Origin of the sequence: Campylobacter sp. 110, from assembly GCF_002383965.1 — a bacterium.
Taxonomy (GTDB): domain Bacteria; phylum Campylobacterota; class Campylobacteria; order Campylobacterales; family Campylobacteraceae; genus Campylobacter_D; species Campylobacter_D coli.
In genome coordinates this window covers 14572-36776 of sequence record NZ_NXBD01000007.1, presented here as the reverse complement: position 1 = coordinate 36776, position 22205 = coordinate 14572, and the positions used below count along the sequence as shown (strand labels likewise).

At 31.2% G+C, this 22205-nt stretch carries 19 protein-coding genes; 3 read left to right on the top strand and 16 right to left on the bottom strand.

Translation table 11 applies throughout. The features are described 5' to 3' along the window. Positions 1-122: 122 nt before the first annotated feature. Positions 123-908, bottom strand: coding sequence for an amino acid ABC transporter permease (locus tag BGS43_RS00230; protein WP_096568341.1), 786 nt, complete (start codon positions 906-908; stop codon positions 123-125). 123 nt (positions 909-1031) lie between these two features. Here BGS43_RS00230 and BGS43_RS00225 point away from each other — a divergent pair, with 123 nt between their 5' ends. Further along, positions 1032-1409: a hypothetical protein gene (locus tag BGS43_RS00225; RefSeq protein ID WP_002776914.1), complete on the top strand. Its 378-nt coding sequence runs from the start codon at positions 1032-1034 to the stop codon at positions 1407-1409. A gap of 8 nt (positions 1410-1417) precedes the next feature. Here the strand turns inward: BGS43_RS00225 and BGS43_RS00220 are convergent, their stop codons facing one another. Genes BGS43_RS00220 through secA form a run of 3 tightly spaced genes read right to left on the bottom strand, consistent with a single transcriptional unit; the run spans position 1418 to position 6336 of the window. After that, positions 1418-2536 (bottom strand): inner membrane CreD family protein, encoded by a 1119-nt coding sequence (locus BGS43_RS00220; RefSeq protein ID WP_002776912.1) that lies wholly within the window; start codon positions 2534-2536, stop codon positions 1418-1420. A 9-nt stretch (positions 2537-2545) separates the two neighbouring features. Then, positions 2546-3751, bottom strand: a complete 1206-nt coding sequence (locus tag BGS43_RS00215) for an ABC transporter permease (protein WP_025398935.1) — start codon at positions 3749-3751, stop codon at positions 2546-2548. Next, on the bottom strand, positions 3748-6336 hold the full coding sequence (gene secA, locus BGS43_RS00210; RefSeq protein WP_052777378.1) for a preprotein translocase subunit SecA: 2589 nt from the start codon (positions 6334-6336) through the stop codon (positions 3748-3750). The genes BGS43_RS00215 and secA overlap by 4 nt, the downstream gene beginning before the upstream one ends. Before the next feature lie 108 nt (positions 6337-6444). Between secA and lolA the strand changes: the two genes are divergently transcribed. Further along, positions 6445-6954 (top strand): LolA-like outer membrane lipoprotein chaperone, encoded by a 510-nt coding sequence (gene lolA, locus BGS43_RS00205; protein ID WP_096568338.1) that lies wholly within the window; start codon positions 6445-6447, stop codon positions 6952-6954. Positions 6955-6956: 2 nt separating this feature from the next. On the opposite strand, the gene BGS43_RS00200 is transcribed toward lolA, so the two are convergent. Both BGS43_RS00200 and BGS43_RS00195 read right to left on the bottom strand, forming a co-directional pair. Beyond that, entirely contained in the window at positions 6957-7655 is a 699-nt protein-coding gene (locus BGS43_RS00200; RefSeq protein WP_070241698.1) for a flagellar basal body-associated FliL family protein, read from the bottom strand. A gap of 10 nt (positions 7656-7665) precedes the next feature. Continuing rightward, positions 7666-9009: an ATP-dependent DNA helicase gene (locus tag BGS43_RS00195; RefSeq protein WP_096568335.1), complete on the bottom strand. Its 1344-nt coding sequence runs from the start codon at positions 9007-9009 to the stop codon at positions 7666-7668. A gap of 48 nt (positions 9010-9057) precedes the next feature. On the opposite strand from BGS43_RS00195, the gene BGS43_RS00190 reads away from it, so the two are divergent. Continuing rightward, a complete protein-coding gene (locus tag BGS43_RS00190; protein ID WP_096568331.1) occupies positions 9058-10422 on the top strand; it encodes an SH3 domain-containing C40 family peptidase in 1365 nt (454 codons plus the stop codon). A 36-nt stretch (positions 10423-10458) separates the two neighbouring features. Here BGS43_RS00190 and BGS43_RS00185 read toward each other — a convergent pair whose 3' ends face one another. The 10 genes from BGS43_RS00185 to BGS43_RS00140 all read right to left on the bottom strand — a co-directional run bounded on the left by BGS43_RS00185 (position 10459) and on the right by BGS43_RS00140 (position 22205). Beyond that, a complete protein-coding gene (locus BGS43_RS00185; RefSeq protein WP_002776891.1) occupies positions 10459-11331 on the bottom strand; it encodes an N-carbamoylputrescine amidohydrolase in 873 nt (290 codons plus the stop codon). Next, positions 11328-12215, bottom strand: coding sequence for a cation diffusion facilitator family transporter (locus BGS43_RS00180; RefSeq protein WP_002784760.1), 888 nt, complete (start codon positions 12213-12215; stop codon positions 11328-11330). The genes BGS43_RS00185 and BGS43_RS00180 overlap by 4 nt, the downstream gene beginning before the upstream one ends. Next, positions 12212-13189: an agmatine deiminase family protein gene (locus BGS43_RS00175; RefSeq protein ID WP_096568328.1), complete on the bottom strand. Its 978-nt coding sequence runs from the start codon at positions 13187-13189 to the stop codon at positions 12212-12214. Before BGS43_RS00175 ends, BGS43_RS00180 begins: the two co-directional genes overlap by 4 nt. Before the next feature lie 96 nt (positions 13190-13285). Continuing rightward, positions 13286-13723, bottom strand: coding sequence for an META domain-containing protein (locus tag BGS43_RS00170; protein ID WP_002826242.1), 438 nt, complete (start codon positions 13721-13723; stop codon positions 13286-13288). A gap of 9 nt (positions 13724-13732) precedes the next feature. Then, positions 13733-15325, bottom strand: coding sequence for a methyl-accepting chemotaxis protein (locus BGS43_RS00165; RefSeq protein WP_096568326.1), 1593 nt, complete (start codon positions 15323-15325; stop codon positions 13733-13735). Positions 15326-15420: 95 nt separating this feature from the next. After that, on the bottom strand, positions 15421-16953 hold the full coding sequence (gene purH, locus BGS43_RS00160; protein ID WP_057032526.1) for a bifunctional phosphoribosylaminoimidazolecarboxamide formyltransferase/IMP cyclohydrolase: 1533 nt from the start codon (positions 16951-16953) through the stop codon (positions 15421-15423). A 115-nt stretch (positions 16954-17068) separates the two neighbouring features. After that, on the bottom strand, positions 17069-17839 hold the full coding sequence (locus BGS43_RS00155; protein ID WP_002826247.1) for a DnaJ domain-containing protein: 771 nt from the start codon (positions 17837-17839) through the stop codon (positions 17069-17071). After that, positions 17836-20022 carry a phosphoribosylformylglycinamidine synthase subunit PurL gene (gene purL, locus BGS43_RS00150; protein WP_096568324.1) on the bottom strand — a complete coding sequence of 729 codons (2187 nt, stop codon included), beginning with the start codon at positions 20020-20022 and terminating at the stop codon, positions 17836-17838. Before purL ends, BGS43_RS00155 begins: the two co-directional genes overlap by 4 nt. Positions 20023-20032: 10 nt before the next feature. Then, positions 20033-21361, bottom strand: a complete 1329-nt coding sequence (mnmE, locus tag BGS43_RS00145; RefSeq protein WP_002826249.1) for a tRNA uridine-5-carboxymethylaminomethyl(34) synthesis GTPase MnmE — start codon at positions 21359-21361, stop codon at positions 20033-20035. Then, positions 21354-22205: a Jag N-terminal domain-containing protein gene (locus BGS43_RS00140; RefSeq protein ID WP_002826250.1), complete on the bottom strand. Its 852-nt coding sequence runs from the start codon at positions 22203-22205 to the stop codon at positions 21354-21356. Before BGS43_RS00140 ends, mnmE begins: the two co-directional genes overlap by 8 nt.

Sequence of the window (22205 nt, the reverse complement as noted above, 5' to 3'; positions counted from 1 at the left end):
GATTCGAACCAACGGCCCCCTCCTTAAAAGGGAGATGCTCTACCGGCTGAGCTAACGAGACATTTTTTAAATGAAAATGTGATTATGCCAAAATATATATCGATTTGTCAAGGAAATTTAGCTTATTTTTGATATTTTCTTTCTAAATAGCGTGAAAATACACCTATAGGTAAGGTTAAGATAAGATATGCAAAAGCTAAAACGATATATCCTTCCAAGGTTGCAAAGATATATGAATTCACTTCTTGTATACTTTGGGTAAGCTCATTAAGTGCAATCACGCTTAATAAAGAACTGTCTTTGATAAGATTAGCAAGTTGCCCACTAATAGGAGCTAAAATATTTTTAATAGCTTGAGGAAAAATGATGTATAAAAAAATTTGCCTTTCGCTAAGTCCTAAAGCCCTAGCGCTTTCTATTTGAATGATAGGTACACTTAAAATCCCTGCTCTAAAAATTTCAGATAAATAAGCTGCTGAAAACATGGAAAGGATAAATATCCCTACGATGTAGCGATCATCAAATCCTAAGCTATTTGCAATGATATAAAAAACTAAAAGCACTTGCACAAGCAAGGGGGTTCCTCGTATAAGCTCCACATATAAAGTAGCAAAAAATCTCAAAATAATAATCTTACTTAAAGAAAAAAAGCAAATTACAATCCCCAAAAATATACTGCATATTAAAGCAAAAAAACTAACAGATAGGGTTTGAAAAAAACCATAGATAATTTTATTTTTATATTCTAGTAAAGAAACAAAATTGAAATGATAAGCACTCACACTAAAGCTAAAATAAAAAAATAAGCTTAAAATAAAAATTAAAACCAAAGAATTAAAAAATATCGCTTTTTTAGAAAGTGGTGCTTGAAATTTAAAATTTTTACATTTTTGTATAAATAAAGACAAGTTTTCTCCTTTTATTGTAGATATTTTAGCCAAAGTCTAATTAAATTTAATTAAGCTCTAATTTTAAAATTTTTTATAAGTTAAACTTAACTATGATTATAAAAACAAAATAAGGAAACTAAAATGCTGATTTTAGGACACTATTTATTAACACAAAATTCAAATTTTTGCTTTATTGATGAAAGCAAAAAACTAAAAAAAGATCAAATTTCTTGCTTTTTGTATAATGAAGAAATCATCCAAAATGCAAAAAATGAAAATTTGGATTTTGCTGTTTTGATACAAGATAAAAATGAAATTTTTCTAAGCAATGCTTTAGGGGCTAAATTTTTACTTTTTGATGATGAAAATTTAGCTCGTTTTGCTTCTGAAGTAGCGGAATTTTATCTCTTTGATAGCAAAATTTTACTCCTAGTAGAAAATTTACATAAGCTTGAAAAAGCTTATGAATTAAGACTTGATGGAGTGATTTTAAAAAGTCTAATACAAGATTATCATTAAGAAAAAAATCATCCTTGATGATAATCTTTATTTAAATTTCTAGTAAAATACATAGCTGCATAAATTCCAAACATAGCTATAAAGGTTCCTATCAATAATGCATATTCATCTTGCTTTAACATAATAAACAAACATAAATATAAAATAAATAAAATCGTAGCCATTACTATAGCAAAACGCTTTTGCCCCATGATGCTTAAAGTGTAAAGTGATAAAGGTATAATTATAGCCAAGCTTGAAAAAAGATAAGCAAAATTAAATCCTATGCGCTCGCTAAAACTTAAAAGCATAAGGTAAAATACTATCAAACTTGCTCCTAAAATCGCATATTGAAGCAAAATAACATTTTTCTTTGAAGCAAGCTCGCATAAAAACAACACCAAGAAAGTTAAAATAATAAACAAATACCCATATTTTATCATACGATCGATCAAGCGATACTCATCCACCCCTTGATAAAACTCAACACTCAATCTTCTTTTCTCCACCCTATCATTTGAGATGCTATTTTGAAATTCATAAAAAGCACTAAAGCCCTTTTTATCGATAGAATAATCATTTGGCAAAGCATATTCAAAGGAAGGGTTTGTAGCATTTGAGTTTATATGTATGATATTTTCTTTAGCTTGCATATTAGCATCAAAAGAGCCATAACCTTTTAATTGTAAAGTTCCACTTACCCATAAAACATCTTTTAAGATATTAAATTGTAAATCTTTTAAATTTCCATTTGAAAATTGGATAGAATTTTCATCAAAATTGCTTAAATTTTCCATATTAAAACTTGCATTAAAATCCACGAAAGCAGTATAAAGCGGAATTTTATAAATACCCTTAATGCGTTCTTGATATTTTAAATCCACCCAAAGCTCTAATTTATTAGGCAAAATTTTTTCATTTAAACTTGGCGTATAAAACTCATCACTACCCCAAGCTTTTCCCATCAATGAAATAACATTTTGTGCATTATATTTTCTATCTTCTACTAAGGTTTTTAACATCAATAAAGGAATAAGTAAAACTATGCTTATAATAAAAATCAAAACACCTTTTAAAGTAAGAGATTTTAATCTTTGATTTCTAGCATACTCTTGCATGAATTTATTTTCGTCAAATTTTTGCTCCATCTTTTTTCCCTATTCGTTTCTTAAAGTATCTAAAACATTAATTTGCGTTGCTTTTTTAGCAGGATAATAAGAAGATAAAGCAATGATTATCAAAGCACCTATTAGGGTTAAAGAAAAATCCATCACAGATAAATCAAGCGGTAATTTACTCGTACCATAAACATCTGCAGGTAAGGTAATGATATCAAAATTCCCTAAAAGCCACAAGGCAAAAAATGCAAGTATGATTCCTATGATCATACCTCCACCGCCTATTAACATACCTAAGGCAAAAAAGCTTTTCTTTACTTCTAATTTACTAGCACCTAAAGCAAGTAAAAGTGCGATTTCAGCACGACGATTCATCACTATCATCAGCAAAGAACTCACTATATTTAAGCTTGCCACTAAGATAATAAGCATTAAAACAATAAAAAGCGCTCTTTTTTCAAGCTTAAGGGCAGAAAAGAAGTTTTGATTTTGTTCCCACCAGCCTACAACAGCATAATCGCTCTTTAGGTAGGATTTAAGTTTTTCTACATCCTTAAATGCATTTTCGCTATAAACATGCACGCCATCATAACTTTGTTGATTGCTAATACCAAGTACTTTTCGAAGTGCGTTTACATCCGTATACATATAAGCTTTATCATAAAATATAAGCCCTGAAGTAAAACGCGCTTTCACATCAAAGCGTTTAGCTTGTGGAACCAAAGAAAATCCACTGGGACTAAGATTTGAAAAGATAAGTGAAAGTTTGTCGTTTTTATGTAAGTTAAGTTCATCTGCAAGCGCCGAACCCACAAGTATATCAAAACCACTTAAATTCTCATCTTTTAAAGCTTTAGCTACCACTTCATTGATCTTAACTTCATCGTTAAAATTCACGCCAAAAAGGATGCCTCCTTCAAAGCGATTGTCCGCTTTTGCTACAACTTGAGTGCTAATATACGGACTAAAAAGCAAATGGGGAAATTCTCTTTTAAGCTCTGTTACCAAATCATCATTCATAGGAGAATAAAATTTTGGCACTATGGTAATAGGATAATTCATCACAAAAAAACGCTTTTCAAATTCTTTATCAAAGCCATTCATGATAGCCATTGCCACAAGTAAAACACAAAGTCCTACACAAACTCCTAGAAAAGCTAAAAGCATAGAGAGATTGATAAAGGGTTGCTCTTTATCAAATCTTAAGTATTTAAAAAGTAGATATTTTAAAACGCTTTTTCTCAAGCTAAAATTCCTTGCTTAGGTCCACTTTTTCCATGGCATTCTTTAAATTTTTTACCACTTCCGCAAGGGCAAGGAGCATTGCGTGGGACTTTTTTAAATTCAGCCTCACCTAAATTATCCTCATTAGCACCCATTTCTACTGATTTTTCAAATAAAGCTTCGTTTTCTTGATTTGCTTTTTCTTCTAAATTCTGTGCTTCTTCTTGAGTAAATTTCACACTAAAAAGTAACTTAATGCTATCAAATTTAATACGATTAACTAGTTCTAAAAAAAGATTATAACTTTCTTTTTTGTATTCTACTAAAGGATCTTTTTGATTGTATCCGCGAAGTCCTATACCTGTTTTTAAAATATCCATTTGATACAAATGCTCACGCCAAGCATTATCTAAAACTTGTAAATACAAAATGCGTTCTATATGATGAAGTTGCTTAGGATCTAATTTTGACATTTTTTCATCGTATGATTTTTCTAAAATTTCACTTAATTTTTCTTGCATTTCAATCAAACTAAGATTTTCAAAATCACTTTGCTTAAGTTCAATAGAACATTCATCTAAAATTTTAGCTTTTAAATTTTCAAAATTTAAATCCGCTCCACTTTCTTCAATCATAAAATCATTCATGATATAAGCACTATATTCTGCAATATTTTGTGAAATTTTAGTTTTAATATCGTATTCTTCATCTAAAAGTTCATTGCGGTAACGATAGATGGTCTTTCTTTGTTCATTGGCCACATCATCATACTCAAGCAAATGTTTTCTACTTTCAAAATGCAAGCTTTCAACTTTTTTTTGCGCATTTTCAACTGCTCTTGTTACAATCCTTGATTCTATATGCTCGCCCTCTTGTATTCCCAAGCGCTCCATAATATTTTTGATACGATCTCCACCAAAAATTCTTAAAAGATTATCTTCCAAACTCAAATAAAAACGGCTAATACCTGGATCGCCCTGTCTTCCAGCACGACCGCGAAGTTGGTTATCAATCCTGCGGCTTTCATGTCTTTCTGTACCAATGATATAAAGTCCGCCCAAAGCTCTTATCTCATCATCGATTTTTATATCCACACCACGACCTGCCATATTTGTAGCGATAGTCACTGCACCTTTTTTACCCGCATCTTGGATAATTAAAGCTTCTTGCTCGTGATTTTTAGCATTTAAAACATGATGGGGAATTTTTTCTTTTACAAGCATATTGTGAAAAACTTCACTTCTTTCAATGCTTGCAGTCCCTACAAGTACGGGTTGACCTTTAGCATTTGCCTTTTTGATTTCTTCAATTACAGCTTTAAATTTTTCATTTTGAGTTTTATAAATCAAATCATCCTTATCCTGTCTTTTAATAGGAATATTTGTAGGTATAGAAACAACATCTAAGCTGTAAATTTGAGAAAATTCAGTCGCTTCAGTTTGTGCTGTCCCTGTCATACCGGCTAATTTTTCATACATTCTAAAATAATTTTGAAATGTAATATCAGCTAAAGTCTGACTTTCTTCTTGAATTTTTACATTTTCTTTAGCCTCTAAAGCTTGATGAAGTCCCTCACTAAATCGGCGCCCCTCACTTAAACGACCTGTGAATTCATCGACGATGATTACTTCGTTATTTCTTAAAACATAATGCACATCTTTTTCAAAAAGATTGTGTGCTTTTAAAGCTTGATCAAGCTGATGAGCTAAGATAGCATTGTCAAGACTGTATAAATTCTCTACACCAAATAATTTTTCAGCCTTAGCAATCCCTGCCTCTGTGATTAAGATATTGCGGTTTTTTTCATCTACTACAAAATCACCCTCAGGCTTAGCAGGAGGTAAAACTGCTTCCCCTCTTTGCATTTGCTTGGCCACTTCATTTGCCTTGATATAACCGTCTAAAGTACGATTTGTAGGACCGCTGATAATAAGTGGGGTTCTTGCTTCGTCAATTAAAATGCTATCTACTTCATCCACGATAACAAAATGGTGTTCTCTTTGTACCTTTTCAGCCTTTGAAAATTTCATATTATCACGCAAATAATCAAAACCAAATTCATTATTTGTCCCATAAGTAATATCACAATCATAGGCTTTTTTATGTTCTAAATCACTATTTTGAGATGAAAGAATCACGCCTACGCTAAAGCCTAAAAAATTATAAATCGCACTCATTTGTTCTGCATCTCTTTTAGCCAAATAATCATTGACCGTAACTACATGCACGCCTTTTCCACTCATAGCATTTAGCACAACAGGTAAGGTTGCTACAAGAGTTTTACCCTCCCCTGTTTTCATTTCTGCGATTTTTCCATCGTGCAAAACCATACCGCCGATTAATTGCACATCAAAATGGCGCATATTTAAAGTTCTTTTTCCCACTTCTCTAACTATGGCAAAAACATCATTTAAAATATCACTTTCTTTTTTTTCTCCGCTTAGAATTTGCTCTTTAAATTTTCCAAATTCAGCCTTTAATTCATCATCACTTAAATTTTGATATTTACTCTCAAGAGCATTTATTTGTGCTACTCGTTTAAGATATTTTTTTACCTCACGATCATTTTTTGTCCCAAATACGGCTTTTAAGGTATTTAAAAACATTTTTAAACCTCTTTTGATATTTTTTTCAAGCTATGATTATAACGATTATTTAATTAAAATTAGCTAGAATGTTGTAAAAATTCCAAAATAAATTTAGAAGGTAAGTATATGAAAAAAATATTTTGTTTATTTTTCTTTTTTTTAAGTCATATTTTAGCTATTAATCTTAATTTTAACACCTATTCTAGCAATTTCACGCAATCAGTAAAATCAAAAGATTCAACCCTTTCATACTCAGGACATTTTATCTTAAGTCAAGATCAAGCTTACTGGAACTATGACACTCCAAGCAAAAAAGAAATATATATCAATAAAAATCAAATTGTTTTAGTAGAGCATGATTTAGAACAAGTTGTTTTTTCACATCTTGATAACATCCCTAACCTTAATGAAATTTTTAAAAAAGCAAAGCATTTAAATGACAATCAACTGATCGCAAAATATGAAAATATAAATTATACTATCACGCTCAAAGATAATGAAATTCAAAGTATTGCTTATAAGGATGAATTTGAAAACGATATTTTAATCACTCTAAACCATCAAATCAAAAATCCTACTATCAATCCTGAAGTTTTTAAACCCAAATTTCCTAATTATTACGATATGGTTCGCTAAGATTAAGGCATTGTTGAATTTGTATCCAAATTCAACTCAAAGCCTTTTTCTTCAGAGCTATTATTTTCTTTAAAAATTTGCGGTGGATTTGCAATCAAATCTCGCTTTATCTTCTCTTCTATATCTGAAGTCATTTTAGGGATATTAAGAGTATTGATATCGATTTCTCCATTGTCATATTGATTTTGTGTATTATCATCTTGAAAAAGTTGATCTATTTGTGGAGTTTCTATATTGGAAATATTTGGAACCGCGGGAGTTTGAGGAAGTTCTAAATTATCAAGAGCTTTTTTAACTTCGCTACCTACATTTTTTTCCTTAGCTTCAGTACTTGCCAAGAAACGCTTAAATTCTTCTAAATCAAATTTTTCTACTCCGCTTAGAGATAAGATATAAATCTCGTTGATTTTAATTTTGTATTTTTTATCTATAAATTTTTCTAAAGTTTTTTTAAAATTATTTTTTCCAAGCTCTGTAAAAATATCTTCATAAAAAAATCCAGAAATCACGGTATTTACCGCATCTGTAAGCTTGTTTTCATTTTCTTTTATTTTCTCGCCTTCAAATTCTAAAGAAATTTCAATTTTTTTAAGTACATTTGCTCCGCTTTTTGAGTATAAATCTGTTCTTATTTTATCAAGCTCTAAACTTTGTGCATTAAGGCTTAAAGATAAAAAAGCAAGTAAAAATATTTTTTTCATTCTCATCCTTTTAAATGATATTATTTTCCAATTCAAGATCTAAAAAATCATTATTTTGATAAAATTCTCTCACACTTATATCAAATTTTAAAATACTAGCAAAATAGGCTTTAAAATTTATTCTTTTTGTAAAATAAATTTTAAGAGTAGCAGGATTTATAGCACGCGATAAAGCCACATAAAGTTGTCCGTTTTCAAAAATATGATCAATATCGCATACTAATTTTTCTATACTCATACCCTGTGATTTATGTATGGTAATAGCATAAGCTAGTTTGATAGGAAATTGACTTACGCTTGCAAGTACATTGATAAACATTTCATTATTATTTTGCTCAAGCTCTTCCATAAAAAATACATAGGGTTCAAGCATAATTTTAATACCATTGTTTTTCATGATACCAATACAAGTCTTATCCTCTTCATAAGTGATACTTTCGATGATGCCTTGCTCGCCATTATAATATCCCTTATCCCAATTATTCACACAAAAAATAACGCGTGCGCCTATTTTGAGTTTAAGCTCGTCTAAAATATTTAAACTTTTTATCCAAGTTTGAATTTTGTGCTCATCTATATCTTTAGATTCTTTGCAAATTTCAGCCTTAAAACAAACAAGCGGACTTTCAAGCTTGCTTAATCTATCATCATTGACAGCATTTACCTTTTTATTTATACTACAAAGCAAGGTATAATCATCATCTAATTCTTCTAATTCTTTTGTATTGATACATAAATTTTCAAAAAAATTTAAAATTTTATCATCTAAAAATCCTTGCCTAATCAAGGATAAATTTCCATAAAATTCTAAATTATGCGTTCTTTTTGGTTGAGTTAATTTGATATTTTTAAATTTTAATTCTTTCCAAAAAAAGGAAGAAAAAGCATAGGTAGAATTTAAAAAAAGATTTTCTTTTTTCTCTTTAATCACGGGCGGTAATTGAAAAAAATCACCCACAACTAAAATTTTACCATCAAATTGCGAATTTTTCAATCTAAAACCTATCATCTCAAAAATATCAGCACTTACCATAGAAATTTCATCGATGATGATTAAATCAATTTTTTTAAGATTTTCTTTTAACTTTAAAATCTTCTCTCTTTGTTTTTGATTGCGATCAAAAACGCTAAGCGTATCCATATCTTGACAATAACCCAAACAAAAAAAACTATGCAAGGTTGCCCCTGCTATATTAAATGCTGAAAGTGCGCTAGAACCAAGAGCTATAACGACCTTGCCTTGTCTTTTGTAAGAGCGTATGAGTTCATTGGTTAAAAAACTTTTCCCAACGCCTGCGCCACCACTTAAAAAAACATTATCATAGACTAAAAATTTCTCTAGTTTATCAAGCATTATATTTCCTTGGCTTTAATTATAACTACTTTTTGTAAAAGGTTGATTATGAAAATTTGGCTATATCCTTGTCTTACAGCACTATTTTTTACCGCTTGTTCTATAAAAGAAACAAAATTAAGTCCAACCCCATCTCAAACTATTTTAAATTTTAAAGATCAGCAAGACTCACACTATGCAAAACTCGAATTTGATCAAAATATCAGCATTTTATCCAAAATGAATCAAAATATAAATTTTGATTCTCAAAAATACAAACAACTTTTTTTTAGCCCATGGCACAGCTCTTTTAAAACTTTAAAAAATCAAAATCTTTTTTGGTCATTTTCTTTATATACAAATCCTAAAAATACTTATTATTTCTTTAACAAGCAAGTAATTCCTTTATCATGGTTTGAAAAAACTATAGATAATGCAAACACTAAAGAGCTAGGCAAGTTTGATAAAAAAGCTTTAGTAATACAAAACACCCTTATTAAAAATATCCCTACGCAAAGAGCGATTTTAAAAAATCCTTTTCTTGAAAATGAAGGAATTCCTTTTGATTATGCAAGCGATAGTATTTTAAATGCGGGTACTCCTATTTTAGTTTCGCATTTTAGCAAGGATAAGCGTTATGCTTTTGTATTAAGCGAAGCAGGGGTGGGTTTTATAGAAAGCAAAGATTTGGAATTTTTCTCTAACAATAGAGCGCAAATTTATGAAAAGCTTAACTTTCTTACACCCCTAAAAGAAAAACTAGCTATTTTAGATGAGGATGGAAATTTTTTCTTTGAAAGCAGAATCGGAGCGCTTTATCCTTATTATAAGGAAGATAAAAATTATTTTTACGGAAAAATAGGCCCTAAAAAATACAAGATATCTAAAGATAATGCAAGTAAATTTCCTCTAAATTTTAATGATGAAAATTTAAAAAATCAAATTTCTGAAGTTTTAAATTTACCTTATGGCTGGGGCGGTTATAATTTCGAAAGGGATTGTTCTTTACTTACTCGCGATGTCTTTTCAGCTTTTGGGCTTTATTTGCCAAGAAATTCAGCTGCGCAAAAAAATTCTTTTACGCATTTTGATATAAGCACTCTTGATAATTCTCAAAAAAAAGATTTCTTAGATCGTTTTGGAAAAGCTTATTTAAATTTACTCTATTTGCCTGGTCACATAATGCTTTATGCAGGAAAAATTTCAGATAAAAATGTCGCTGTACACAATATATGGGGATTAAGAAAAGATGAAACCCAAAGACTGCTTATAAGCTCGAGTGTTATTACTAGTTTAGAGATTGGAAAAGATGAAATTTCAAAAGAAAATTTATTGCTTTCAAGACTTAAAGAGGTAAGTTTTATTTATTTGAGTAAAGAAGAAAAAGAACAAATTACAAATTATTTAGAAAGGCTAAAAAACAAAGCGGACTAATTTTAAAAAGCCCTTATTAAAGAGCTTTTTAAATTTTTAATCAATAAATCTTTTCGATAAATCACCAAAATACTCTATGCGTCTATCGCGTAAAAAAGGCCACCAACGACGCACATTTTCACTTCTTTGTAAGTCAATATCGACAAGCTTTATGCATTCATTTTCACTATCTAAAATACAAATTTCTTCACCTTGTGGCCCAAAAACAAAAGAATTTCCCCAAAATCTTATCCCCTCTTCTACACCACTTTTATCCTCTTCAAAACCCACTCTATTGACTGCTATAGTATATAAACCATTAGCAATAGCATGTCCTTTTTGAACCCCTAGCCAAGCACCAAGTTGTCTTTGTTTTTCTTCTTTTTCATCCTTGTCAAACCAACCAATAGCAGTAGGATAAATCAGAATTTGAGCTCCTTTTAAAGCCATAAGTCTAGCTGCTTCAGGATACCACTGATCCCAACAAACAAGCACTCCAAGCTTTCCTAAACTTGTATTTATAGGCTCAAAACCTAAATCACCTGGGGTAAAATAGAATTTTTCATAAAAACAAGGATCATCAGGTATATGCATCTTGCGATATTTTCCTGCTATACTTCCGTCTTTTTCAAAAACTACAGCAGTATTATGATAAAGCCCTGCACTTCTTTTTTCGAAAAGCGAAGTAAGTAAAACTACACCGTGTTTTTTTACTACGCTTGACCAAAACTGCACATCTTTTTCATAATCATTTGCCAAATCAAAAAAATCTACATTTTCACTTTGGCAAAAATACTCGCTTTGATGAAGCTCTCCTAAGCAAACAAGCTCGGCTCCTTGCTTAGCAGCTTGTTCGATAAATTCGCAAGTTTTTTCTATGGTTTTTTCTTTAGTAGAATGAAATTTTTGTTGAATTAGTGCAATTTTCATTGTCTTTGCCTTTCTTGTTCTTCATCATCATAAGGATCTAGGTGAATTTGTATATCCCATTTTTCCCCATTAAACATTTCACGCACGCCATTTTCTATCTCATCTGAAACTTTATGTGCGCTTAAAAGCGAAATTATAGGACAAAACACCAAATGAACGCTTAAATAATTGCAATTTGGAGTTTTACGCGTTTTTAACTCATGGTAAGAAATCACTTCAGGATTACTAGATATTAAAGCGCAAATTTGATTAACCTGCTCCTTAGGTAAAGCCTCATCCATCAAAAAAGCTAAAGCTTTTTTGATAATTTTAAAAGCAGAAAATGCAGTATAAAGACTCACGACTATACCAAAAATCGCATCAATAATATGCAAATTTGTAAAATAAATCAAAACCAAAGCTGCTAAAGTAAAAGCATTGGTCAAGCAATCTGTTTTATAATGTAAAGCATCACTTTCTATAATTAAGCTTTTAGTTTTTTTAACCACATAATTTAAAAAAAGTACAAGTAGAAAAGTAAGTATTAAAGCAAAGATCATTACATAAATACTTGCATTTAAATTAATAATTTCTTCTTTGTAGTAAATTTTTAAAATACTTTCATAAAAAATAAAAATCCCTACTGATACGATGAAAACGCCTTCTAAAAGTCCCATTAAAGCTTCGATTTTAGAAAAACCAAAATTATAATTTTCGTTTGCTTTTTGAGAACTTTTTTTTAAGGCTAAAAAGTTAAAAGCTGATATTGCAAAGTCCATCAAAGAATCAATCGCACTTGAAAGTACAGCTACTGAACCGCTTGTTATACCCACTACAAATTTAATCAAAGCCAATACTATAGCGCATAAACTTGCTATAAGCGTTGCCTTTTTTTGTAAATTCATCTTAGACCCTTGAAGCGGTTTTGACAAGAGCAGTGTAAAGAGCCATTTTGGCGTAAAAACACTCTTGCATCTACGCCTATAATCTTGCGTTTAGGTAAAGCCTTAGCCAATCTTTGCCTTACAATTTCATCATTTTCATCCTTATAAAAAGGCATAATCAAGGCATCATTTACAAAAACAAAATTTGCATAAGTGGCTCCAAGTCTTCTTTCTTCATAATACAAAGGCTTTGGCAAGGGTAGCTCTACTAAATTAAACCCTGTGGCTTCAAGTTCTTTTTTCATCTTTTGCAAGGGTATATAATGCTCATCTTTTTCATCTTCGCAAATAGAATGCGCTATAGTATTTTTATCGATAAATCTTGCTAAAGTATCGATATGATGATCTGTATCATCACCTTTTATAAAACCATTTTCTAGCCAAATAATTTGTTTTAAGCCAAAAATTTCTTTTAATTTTGCTTCAATTTGGCTTTTGTCTAAATGAGAATTTCTGTTTTCATTTAAAAGACAATTGGAGCTTGTAAGCATTACACCTTCGCCATTAAAATCAATACTTCCGCCTTCTAAAATAAAATCGATTTTTGTAAGCTTTTCATTAAATTTTTCTTTAAAAAGTTTAGAATTTACTTCATTATCTAGCTCGCTTTGAAATTTATTTCCCCAAGCATTAAAAGTAAAATCAAGAGCTTTTAAACGATTGTCTTCTAAAATATCAATAGCACCAAAATCGCGTATCCATGTATCATTAGTATCACATACAAAAAATTCTACATTTGCTATATTTTCAAATGGAGCAAAGTCGCTTTTACTAGGAGCGATAAGTAAAACCTTTTGAAATTCACTTGCTGCTTTAACAAATGCCTTATAAGTCTGTATAATCTCTCCTAAATAAGGCTTCCAATCGCTCTTTTCATGAGGTAAGGAAAGCATTAAATATTCTTGCTCACTCCATTCGGGAATTGATTTTATCATTTAGCTACCTTTTTTGATAATAAAATTATAATTGTATCATTTTTTAGTTTTTTGTCAAGTCGAAGAAAAACACTCCTAACTAAGGAGTGTGACATGTTATTTAAAGAATATTTCCATCTCGCCGTTGTTAAGGATTAATTTGCCATTTTTATTTGAAATTGTAAAATTTCCTTTAAAATTTGAAAGAAAAGCATTTTCAAATTCCATAACATCCAAAGGATGGCAAAGCATTTGAGTTGAAGCGACACGATCTCCTTGAATTTCTAAAGTATTTTCATTACTTTGATAAGAACCAAAGAAACGATTACATCCTGCATAACCATAAAATTTATTATTTTCAAAACTGATATTTGGATTTTCTTCAGCATTTTTAGGATCAAAGGTTTTACCATTAACTACGATTTTATCTATTTCAAAAAGCTGATTTTGCATAAATTCATTGCTGATTTTAGAAGTTGACTTTGAATTTACAGAAGTGCTAGCACAACCAGCAAAAAAAGCTGCAGCTAAAACAATTTGCAAAGTTTTTTTCATATTTTTCCTTTAAATTTGAAATTGACTCAATTCACTTTCTAAATTATGACACACTATTTTTAACTCATCTGCGACTTGAAGTAGAATTTTAGAGATTTCCTCATTTTTACCGCTTGCTTCAACATTTTCTCGCATATGCATAAGTAAATTTTGAATATTTTCTTGCGAAATTTTAATCCTCTGAGTGCATTGGGTCACAAGATTTTTAGAATCTTGATTGCAAAGTTTTACTTCGTTTGCACTACTTGCAAGCAAATGGGTATTTTCATTGAGTGAAAAAATACTATGAGAATTTTCCTTAAGCTCCTTAGTAACCTCTTGTATGCTCTCTAGGAGTTCTTTGATTATAAGCTCTACATTGTGTAAAAATTCCTCACTATTATTAGCCAAAGCTCTAATATCTTCAGCAATGACAGAAAAACCTTTACCATAACTACCCGCTCTAGCAGATTCTATACCTGCATTTAAAGATAAAAGATTGGTTTTGTCTGCTATTTCGCCCATCATTTGTGTAGCTTTTTGTATATTTTGTGCATATTTGACCATATTTTCAATTTTTAGTGCCAAGTTGTTTTCATTTTGCACTAAATCACTTACTTTTTTATCAATTTCAAGAAGTGAGTGTATCATCTGATCTAAGAGCTGATAAGATTTATCATTTGCTTTATTTGCATCGCTAGAAAGATTAGATATTTCATCCAAATCCGCCCCTATATCAACGCCTAGCTTAAAACTAGAATCTATCTTTTGATGACTAGAAGTTGAAATTTCATTAAGCTCTATAGCATTAGAATTTAAAAGTATGCTTTGTTTTTCTACATTTTTGGAGTTAAGACTTGCACTGCTTACTGTTTTTTGAGTTTTCTCTATAAATTGGTTAATATACTCGCATGCTTTAGCGATTTCATCACGCCCTTTAACCCTTATCCTAGCTCTTAAATTCCCACTTCCTTGTGCTAATTCTTTGGCATGGCTTAAAAGTTCCATAATAGGATTTCCTACAACCATTTTAAGCACAAAAAGTACTACTACAAGCGTAAAAATTAAAGCTATAGTAAAAATCACTATATAAGATCTACTCGTTTTTGCAATATCTTTTTCTATGTTTTCTAAAGAATGATATACATCCATAACACCCAAAACACTACCCAAATTTGCATTGGCATGACAAACTATACAACTCTCATCTGCGATCAAAGGACGAATAAGCCTTAGGTGATTAATATTATCAAGCTTTTGCTCTAAAGAAATTAAATTAGGCTGTGTAAATTGATCTATAATGAGCTTTTCTTGTGAAATTTTAGGGTCTTTAATCTCAAAAAGTTCTATGGTTTCTTTCGAAGGGTAAATTTTAATATCACTAATACCTTCTATCGTTTTAGCATCTTCAATGGCTTCTTGAATTTTTTCAGGATCACCTAAATTCATAGCCATTCTCATGGTTTGAAAGACAGAAGAACTAACGGTATTTAAATTAGATTTACTCATCTTATCTGCGGTATTTTTAAAGTCTAAATTTAAAATCAATTGCATAGCAATAAAACTCAACACCAAAACAACAAAAATCGCCGCAGAAACTTTAAAACCTATAGTTCTAAACATTTTTTTTCTTTCTTTAAAAATTTATTTTATTTTACTTTATTTTTGTTTAAAATTATTTAAACAATATAAATTATATCTTATTTTAACACACTCAATTAATGTAAAAAATGTCTCACTCCTGTAAAATAAAGCGCTATACCATACTCATTTGCTGCTTGTATCACTTCATCATCTCTTATGCTTCCACCTGGTTCTACTATGGCTTTAACCCCTACTTTACTTGCTTCATCTATGCTATCTCTGAAAGGAAAAAAGGCTTCACTAGCTAAAACGCAACCTTGCAAATCAAGCCCCATTTCTTGTGCTTTGACAATAGCTGCTTTAGCCGCATCAATCCTACTTGTCATACCCATTCCTATGGCTACCATAGCGCCATTTTTTACATAAACAACATTGTTTGATTTTGTAAGAGCTGCAACTTTCATAGCAAGCTCAAGATCTTGAATTTCTGCTTGACTTGCTTCTCTTTGACTTACAAGCTTGGCATTTTTAAGCTCGTCTTCACTCACTTCATCACTATTTTGATATATAAAACCCCCATCAATATGTTTAAAATCATAACTATCAAAACTTCTAATCAAATAAGGACTCTCTTGAGTAAAGATTTTAATACGCTTTTTACCCTCAAATACAGCCAAAGCTTTTTCATCTACATTTGCTGCGATAATCACTTCTACATAAATTTCATTGATCTTATTTGCTAAAGCCTCATCAAGGGTTCCATTTACAGCAACCACTCCTCCATAAGCACTTATACTATCGCATTTTAAAGCATGTATATAGCTTTGTACTAAATTTTCTTTTATAGCAAAACCGCAAGGATTACCATGTTTTACGATAGCAATAGCAGGAGCCTTATTAAAACTACTTGCTAAATTTAAAGCTGCGTTAATATCAGTAAGATTGTTAAAACTTGCCTCGCCTTTTAGAGCCTTAAAATTGGTACTAAAAAAGGCATCAAATTCATACAAAGCTCCTTTTTGATGTGGATTTTCGCCATATTTTGTATCAAAAACTTTTTGACCTACTATGAATTTACTCGCTCCAAACCCCCTATTAAATCTTTCATTCATATAATTTGCAATATAAGCATCATAATTTGCCGTATGCTCATAAGCTTTTATCATCAAATTTAGGCGAAATTTCTCATCATTTTCACCCTTTTTTAAAGCTTCAATCGTCTTTTCATAATCAAGCGGATCGCAAAGTACCATCACATCTTTATAGTTCTTTGCTGCACTTCTTATCATCGCAGGTCCACCTATATCGATATTTTCGATAATTTCATCAAAATCATCGCTCATTATAGTGGTTTTTTTAAAAGGATATAAATTTACACAAACTAAATCAATGCCTAAAATTCCATTTTCTTTTGCTTGCTTGATATGACTTTCATCGCTTCTTTTATGTAAAATTCCGCCGTGAATTTTTGGATGCAAAGTTTTTACGCGCCCTTCAAAAAGCTCAGGACTTTTTGTAAATTCACTCACTTCTACAACCTTTACTCCATTTTCTTTTAAAAACTTAAAAGTCCCACCTGTTGAAAGAATCTCAAAGCCTAAATTTTCAAGCTCTTTGCCAAATTCTACTATACCTTCTTTATCGCTCACACTTAATAACGCTCTCATATTCACTCCTTTTTTTAAATTTCGTTTGAAATATTTTTATAAATTTAATTTATACTAGATAAAGTCCACTCATTCTTAGATAAGATTCTTAAAGGAAAATATTTTTCTTTTAAAATCATTTTTCTGAATGCTTTTTAATTTTTTCATAAGCTTCGTTGATTTTTTGAAATTTTTCTACACCTTTTTTAAGCTCTTCTTCGCTGACATTGTTTGCATTTAAAATATCAGGGTGATATTTTTTAGCTAAAGCTCTATATTGTTTTTTTACCGCGTTTAAATCCGCATTATTTGAAAGCTCTAAAATACGATAAGCCTCATCAAGGCTTAGTTCTTTTTTAGTACTTTTTAAATTTGAAATACTCGCAATAAAATTATCAAGCTCACTTTTTGCAATATCAAAAGCTTTTGCAATCTGCTCTAAAATTTCACGCTTTTTTGCACTAAAATCTGCATCAACCAAGGCCATAAACACAAGTACGCGAAGCACATTAAAGCGTTCATTTTTCGGTAAAGGAACTTCTTTTAAAAAATCCTTTGCCACATAAAAAGCATCGTGGATATTTTCTTTATGCTCATTAAAGCTTGCTTTTAAAAAAGCCCTTTCTCTTTCGTCTTTGGCGTTTGCATCTAAAATTTGACTGATCATTTCTGCTTCATTTTCGCTTACCCTACCATCACTTTTTGCTATCTTTGCCAAAAGTGCGATGACATAGTAATTCATACGCCTTTTAAATTCGTCTATCCTCTCTTCCATAACTCCGCGAGCAAAGCCTTTAGCAAAACCTTTGGCTCCTCGCGTGGCTGAATTTAAAAAATCTTGCTTTCCCCAAGTTTTATAATACCAATAAAACACTAAGATAGTTAAAATAATTAAAACAAATATCATTGAATTTGCTCTTTAAAGCTATCAAAATAAAGTTTATTAAGTTCGTCTTTGCTTAAATTTATACTATCAAGTTTAAAACTTTGCTCTTTAGTGCTAAAACCTAGTTTTGTAACTTTTACACCCAATTCATGTGCTAGTTTTAAAAATGCTTCTTCATTTTCTTTATCAAGGCCTACGATAGCACGGCTAGCACTTTCATCAAAAATCATTTTTTCATCACTAAAGCCACTATTTAAATTTGCACCCATACTAGAAATAGCAAACATTTTTGCTAAAGTCATAGCAATACCACCTACGCCCACGCTATTAGCACATTCAAACAAGGAGTTTTGATTTGCTGTATAAAGCAAATTCCAAAGTGCAAGTTCAGCCTTATAATCAAGCTCTTTAAGACTACCTGCTACCTTTTTATCCTGTATTTTCATAGCCATTGAAGCCGCAAATTCTCCAAAACTTTCACCTAAAAGATAAACGATAGTATTTTCTTTTTCAAAATTTGCTTTTAGGGTTTTATTTGCATCTTCTAAAACGCCCACGTTAACTATAGTTGGACTTGGGAATATGCTAACACCTTCAGTTTCATTATAAAGTGAAACATTACCACTTACTACGGGAGTGTTTAATTCTTTACAAGCTTGTTTAATCCCTTCACAACCCTGCGCAAACTGCCACATTACTTCAGGATTTTGAGGATTACCATAATTTAAACAATCGCTAATCGCTAAAGGCTTTGCGCCCGTACAAGCTACCTTTCTACCTGCTGCTGCGACTGCTAAAGCGGCTCCAGTTTTAGGATTTACATAATTTAAACGCGAATTACACTCTATAGCCATTGCTACACTTGCACCATTTTCTTTGATGCGTATCACACTCGCACCTAAAGCTCCATCTGCTTTTATAGTATTTGTTTGCACACTAGAATCAAACTGATCATAAATAAAGGCTTTGTTGTTAATGTTTTCATTTTTTAGCATTTTTTCAAAAAGCTCTTGTTGAGACATTTTAAGCGTGAAGTTATAATCTTTAATTTCATTTAAATACTTTGGTTCACTCACAGGACGATCTAAAATCGGCGCTTTTTCACTCAAAGGATCAATAGGTATAAGCCCTACAAGCTCATCATGCCAAAAAAGCTCCATTTTTCCAGTATCAGTTACTTCACCCATAACCACAGCATCCAAATTCCATTTTTTAAAGATTTCTATAACCTTATCTTCATAGCCTTTTTTAGCACAAATTAACATTCTTTCTTGGGACTCACTCAGCATTAATTCATAAGGCGTCATACCGCTTTCTCTCATAGGAGTTTTATCAAGATAAAGCTTCATACCGCTACCACTTCTTCCTGCCATTTCAAAAGAGCTTGAAGTAAGTCCTGCTGCACCCATATCTTGAATACCTACAATATAATCTGTTTTAAAAAGCTCCAAGCAAGCTTCCATTAAAAGTTTTTCACTGAAAGGATCGCCAATTTGAACAGTAGGTCTTAAACTTTTACTTTCTTCATTGAAGCTATCACTTGCCATTACAGCTCCACCTAACCCATCTCGGCCCGTTTTAGAGCCTACATAAATCACAGGATTTCCTATGCCTTCAGCCTTAGCATAGAAGATATCTTCGCTTTTACAAATACCCAAAGCAAAAGCATTGACTAAAATATTTCCATTAAAACACTCATCAAAAGCACATTCTCCACCTATAGTTGGCACTCCCATGCAATTTCCATAATGAGAAATTCCACTTACAACCCCTTTAACAAGGTATTTTTGATGTTTGCCGCACTTCTCATCATGAATATCGCCAAATTTTAAAGAATTCAGCCCTGCAACCACTCTTGCACCCATGGTGAAAACATCACGCAAAATTCCCCCTACTCCTGTAGCCGCACCCGCAAAAGGCTCTATAAAACTAGGATGATTGTGACTTTCTACTTTAAAAACGGCTGCCATGCCTTGACCTATATCGATAACCCCTGCATTTTCACCTGGCCCTTGAATCACCCAAGGAGCTTTTGTTGGAAAACCATTGAGATATTTTTTACTGGATTTATAAGAACAATGCTCGCTCCACATCGCAGAAATGACACCTAGTTCAAGTAAATTTGGCTCACGCCCTAAAATTTCTAATATTTGTTCATATTCCTCATCGCTGATTTTATGTGCTTTTATTGTTTCTTTGTCCATTTTTATCCTTTCATTTTCCTAAACAAAAATTACCAAACATTTCATCTAAGATTTCATTTCTATCGAAATCTTTAGTAAATTTTGCAAGTTCGCCAATAGCTAAATTTAGCTCAAAGGCAAACAACTCTAAAGAATTTTCACTGAGTAATTCTTTAGCCCTTAAAATCGCTTCGCTTGAAATTTTACAAGCATTAATAAGAGCGATAGAACTAACTAAAAATCCATCACTATCTAGCGAATTTAAATATTTTTCAAGCTTTTCTTTTAAAATTTGAATATCGTTTTGAACACTAAGTTCTATAAAATCAATATCACAAGGTTTATCAAATTGAGTTTTTAAATCACTTTTATTTAAAAGATAAAAAATCTTTTTATCGCTTTGACTTAAAAGCTTAAAAATATTTTCATCCTCTTCATTTTTTTTTCTTGAGTTATCAAAAATAGCTAAGATAATATCTGCATCTTCAATGCTCTTTTTACTAAGCTCTATACCGATTTGCTCGATTTCATCTTTGCTTTCTCGAATTCCTGCAGTATCAACAATACGCAATAAATGCGTACCCAACTTAAAACTCTCCTCTATAGTATCACGAGTCGTTCCAGCTATATCAGAAACAATAGCTCTTTTATAAGAAAGTAAAGCATTTAAAAGAGAAGATTTTCCAACATTAGGCTTACCCACAATAGCGATTTTAAAACCCTCTATCAATCCTTTTTTACTTTCTGAAAGTGTATAAATTTCTTTTAGAATTTCAGAATTTTCTTCGCACATTGTGCTAATTTGTTCTAACAAATCAGAAGGTAAATCATCATCAGCATAATCAATGCTCGTTTCCACAAAAGCTAAAGTTTTCACCAAATCTGTGCGAATTTTATCAAGAAGTTCACCTAAGCTTCCTTGCATATTTCTTGCGATAATCTTTGCTGCATTTGCAGATTTTGCTAAGATTAAATCCTGTATATTTAAAGCTTTTAAAGGACTCATTTTACCTTTTAAGCAAGCTCTTTTGCTAAATTCTCCAGGTTCGGCCAATCTTGCTCCTAAGCTTATCAATTCTTCAAGTAAAATTTCACTTACACTAAAACCACCATGCACTTGAAATTCAACTATATCTTCACCTGTAAAACTAAAAGGAGCTTTAAAATAAATCACAATAGCTTCATCAAGAAATTCATTTTTTTGATTAAAAAGCTTCGTAAATGTTGCATAGCGGGGGCAAAGTTCATTTTTTTTGCTTAATTTTAAAGCAATTTCAAGCGCTCTTTCCCCGCTTAATCTTATAATCGAGATAGAACCCACTCCATGGGCAGTTGCAATAGCTACTATAGTATCATTCATCTTTTTTAAAAAAATCGTTAATTACAACATATCTTTGATCGTTGTTTTGTTTGATACCTACATATTTATTTGGAAATTCAGCCCTTAATTTTTCTAAAGCAATTTTAATCAAAACTCCGTCTAAAGGTTTTGTCTGACCTCTTCCATTGATTTTAACTTTTTCAATTACACCTTGAAGATAAATTTGCATTCCTTGAATTTGATTTTCTAAAAATTGTGCAATTTCAAGACGAACTAAAAGATTGTATTTGAGGTTGATCCAATTATGCAAAAGATAAGAAATAGCCTTGTAACGATGAGCCTCTTTGCCAATTAGCAAGGCTGCATCATCACCATCTAAACGGATAAAAACGCTTTCTTCATCATACATTCTTAACTCCACTAAAGAGATATTAAAACAAGTTGCTTTTAATAAATTCTCTAGCTGTATGCGAATTTCATCTAAAATATCTTCCTTATTGCGAGTTCCTCCGCTTTCTTTGTGAAAGCTATCAAAAATTCCATCGCTTTTGACGACATATTTCTCTTTAGGTTTAACTTCTCTAGCCTCTACTTCAAATTCTTTTTTATTGTCTATTTTACTTCTATCATCGAATTTGCGGTAAGGTTTTTCATAATTTCTATGAACATCATTTTTGGACGCATTAAAATCTTTTCTAGAATTTTTTTTACTATAAGGCTGTTTTTTAGCTCTAGCTTCGATGATAGCATTTTTGCGCCAAAAGCCTAAAAATCCATTTTTGGAATGCTGAATGATTTCATATTCTAAATCTATAACCGAGCATTCAAGGCTTTTTGAAGCTTCTGTTAATGCACTTTGAAGATCTTTTGCTTCAATTCTCAT

Coding starts and splice junctions, on each gene's coding strand:
- BGS43_RS00225 (WP_002776914.1), top strand. CDS start 1,032: ATGCTGATTTTAGGACACTATTTATTAACACAAAATTCAAATTTTTGC.
- BGS43_RS00220 (WP_002776912.1), bottom strand. CDS start 2,536: ATGGAGCAAAAATTTGACGAAAATAAATTCATGCAAGAGTATGCTAGA.
- secA (WP_052777378.1), bottom strand. CDS start 6,336: ATGTTTTTAAATACCTTAAAAGCCGTATTTGGGACAAAAAATGATCGT.
- lolA (WP_096568338.1), top strand. CDS start 6,445: ATGAAAAAAATATTTTGTTTATTTTTCTTTTTTTTAAGTCATATTTTA.
- BGS43_RS00200 (WP_070241698.1), bottom strand. CDS start 7,655: ATGAAAAAAATATTTTTACTTGCTTTTTTATCTTTAAGCCTTAATGCA.
- BGS43_RS00195 (WP_096568335.1), bottom strand. CDS start 9,009: ATGCTTGATAAACTAGAGAAATTTTTAGTCTATGATAATGTTTTTTTA.
- BGS43_RS00190 (WP_096568331.1), top strand. CDS start 9,058: ATGAAAATTTGGCTATATCCTTGTCTTACAGCACTATTTTTTACCGCT.
- BGS43_RS00185 (WP_002776891.1), bottom strand. CDS start 11,331: ATGAAAATTGCACTAATTCAACAAAAATTTCATTCTACTAAAGAAAAA.
- BGS43_RS00180 (WP_002784760.1), bottom strand. CDS start 12,215: ATGAATTTACAAAAAAAGGCAACGCTTATAGCAAGTTTATGCGCTATA.
- BGS43_RS00175 (WP_096568328.1), bottom strand. CDS start 13,189: ATGATAAAATCAATTCCCGAATGGAGTGAGCAAGAATATTTAATGCTT.
- BGS43_RS00170 (WP_002826242.1), bottom strand. CDS start 13,723: ATGAAAAAAACTTTGCAAATTGTTTTAGCTGCAGCTTTTTTTGCTGGT.
- BGS43_RS00165 (WP_096568326.1), bottom strand. CDS start 15,325: ATGTTTAGAACTATAGGTTTTAAAGTTTCTGCGGCGATTTTTGTTGTT.
- purH (WP_057032526.1), bottom strand. CDS start 16,953: ATGAGAGCGTTATTAAGTGTGAGCGATAAAGAAGGTATAGTAGAATTT.
- BGS43_RS00155 (WP_002826247.1), bottom strand. CDS start 17,839: ATGATATTTGTTTTAATTATTTTAACTATCTTAGTGTTTTATTGGTAT.
- purL (WP_096568324.1), bottom strand. CDS start 20,022: ATGGACAAAGAAACAATAAAAGCACATAAAATCAGCGATGAGGAATAT.
- mnmE (WP_002826249.1), bottom strand. CDS start 21,361: ATGAATGATACTATAGTAGCTATTGCAACTGCCCATGGAGTGGGTTCT.
- BGS43_RS00140 (WP_002826250.1), bottom strand. CDS start 22,205: ATGAGAATTGAAGCAAAAGATCTTCAAAGTGCATTAACAGAAGCTTCA.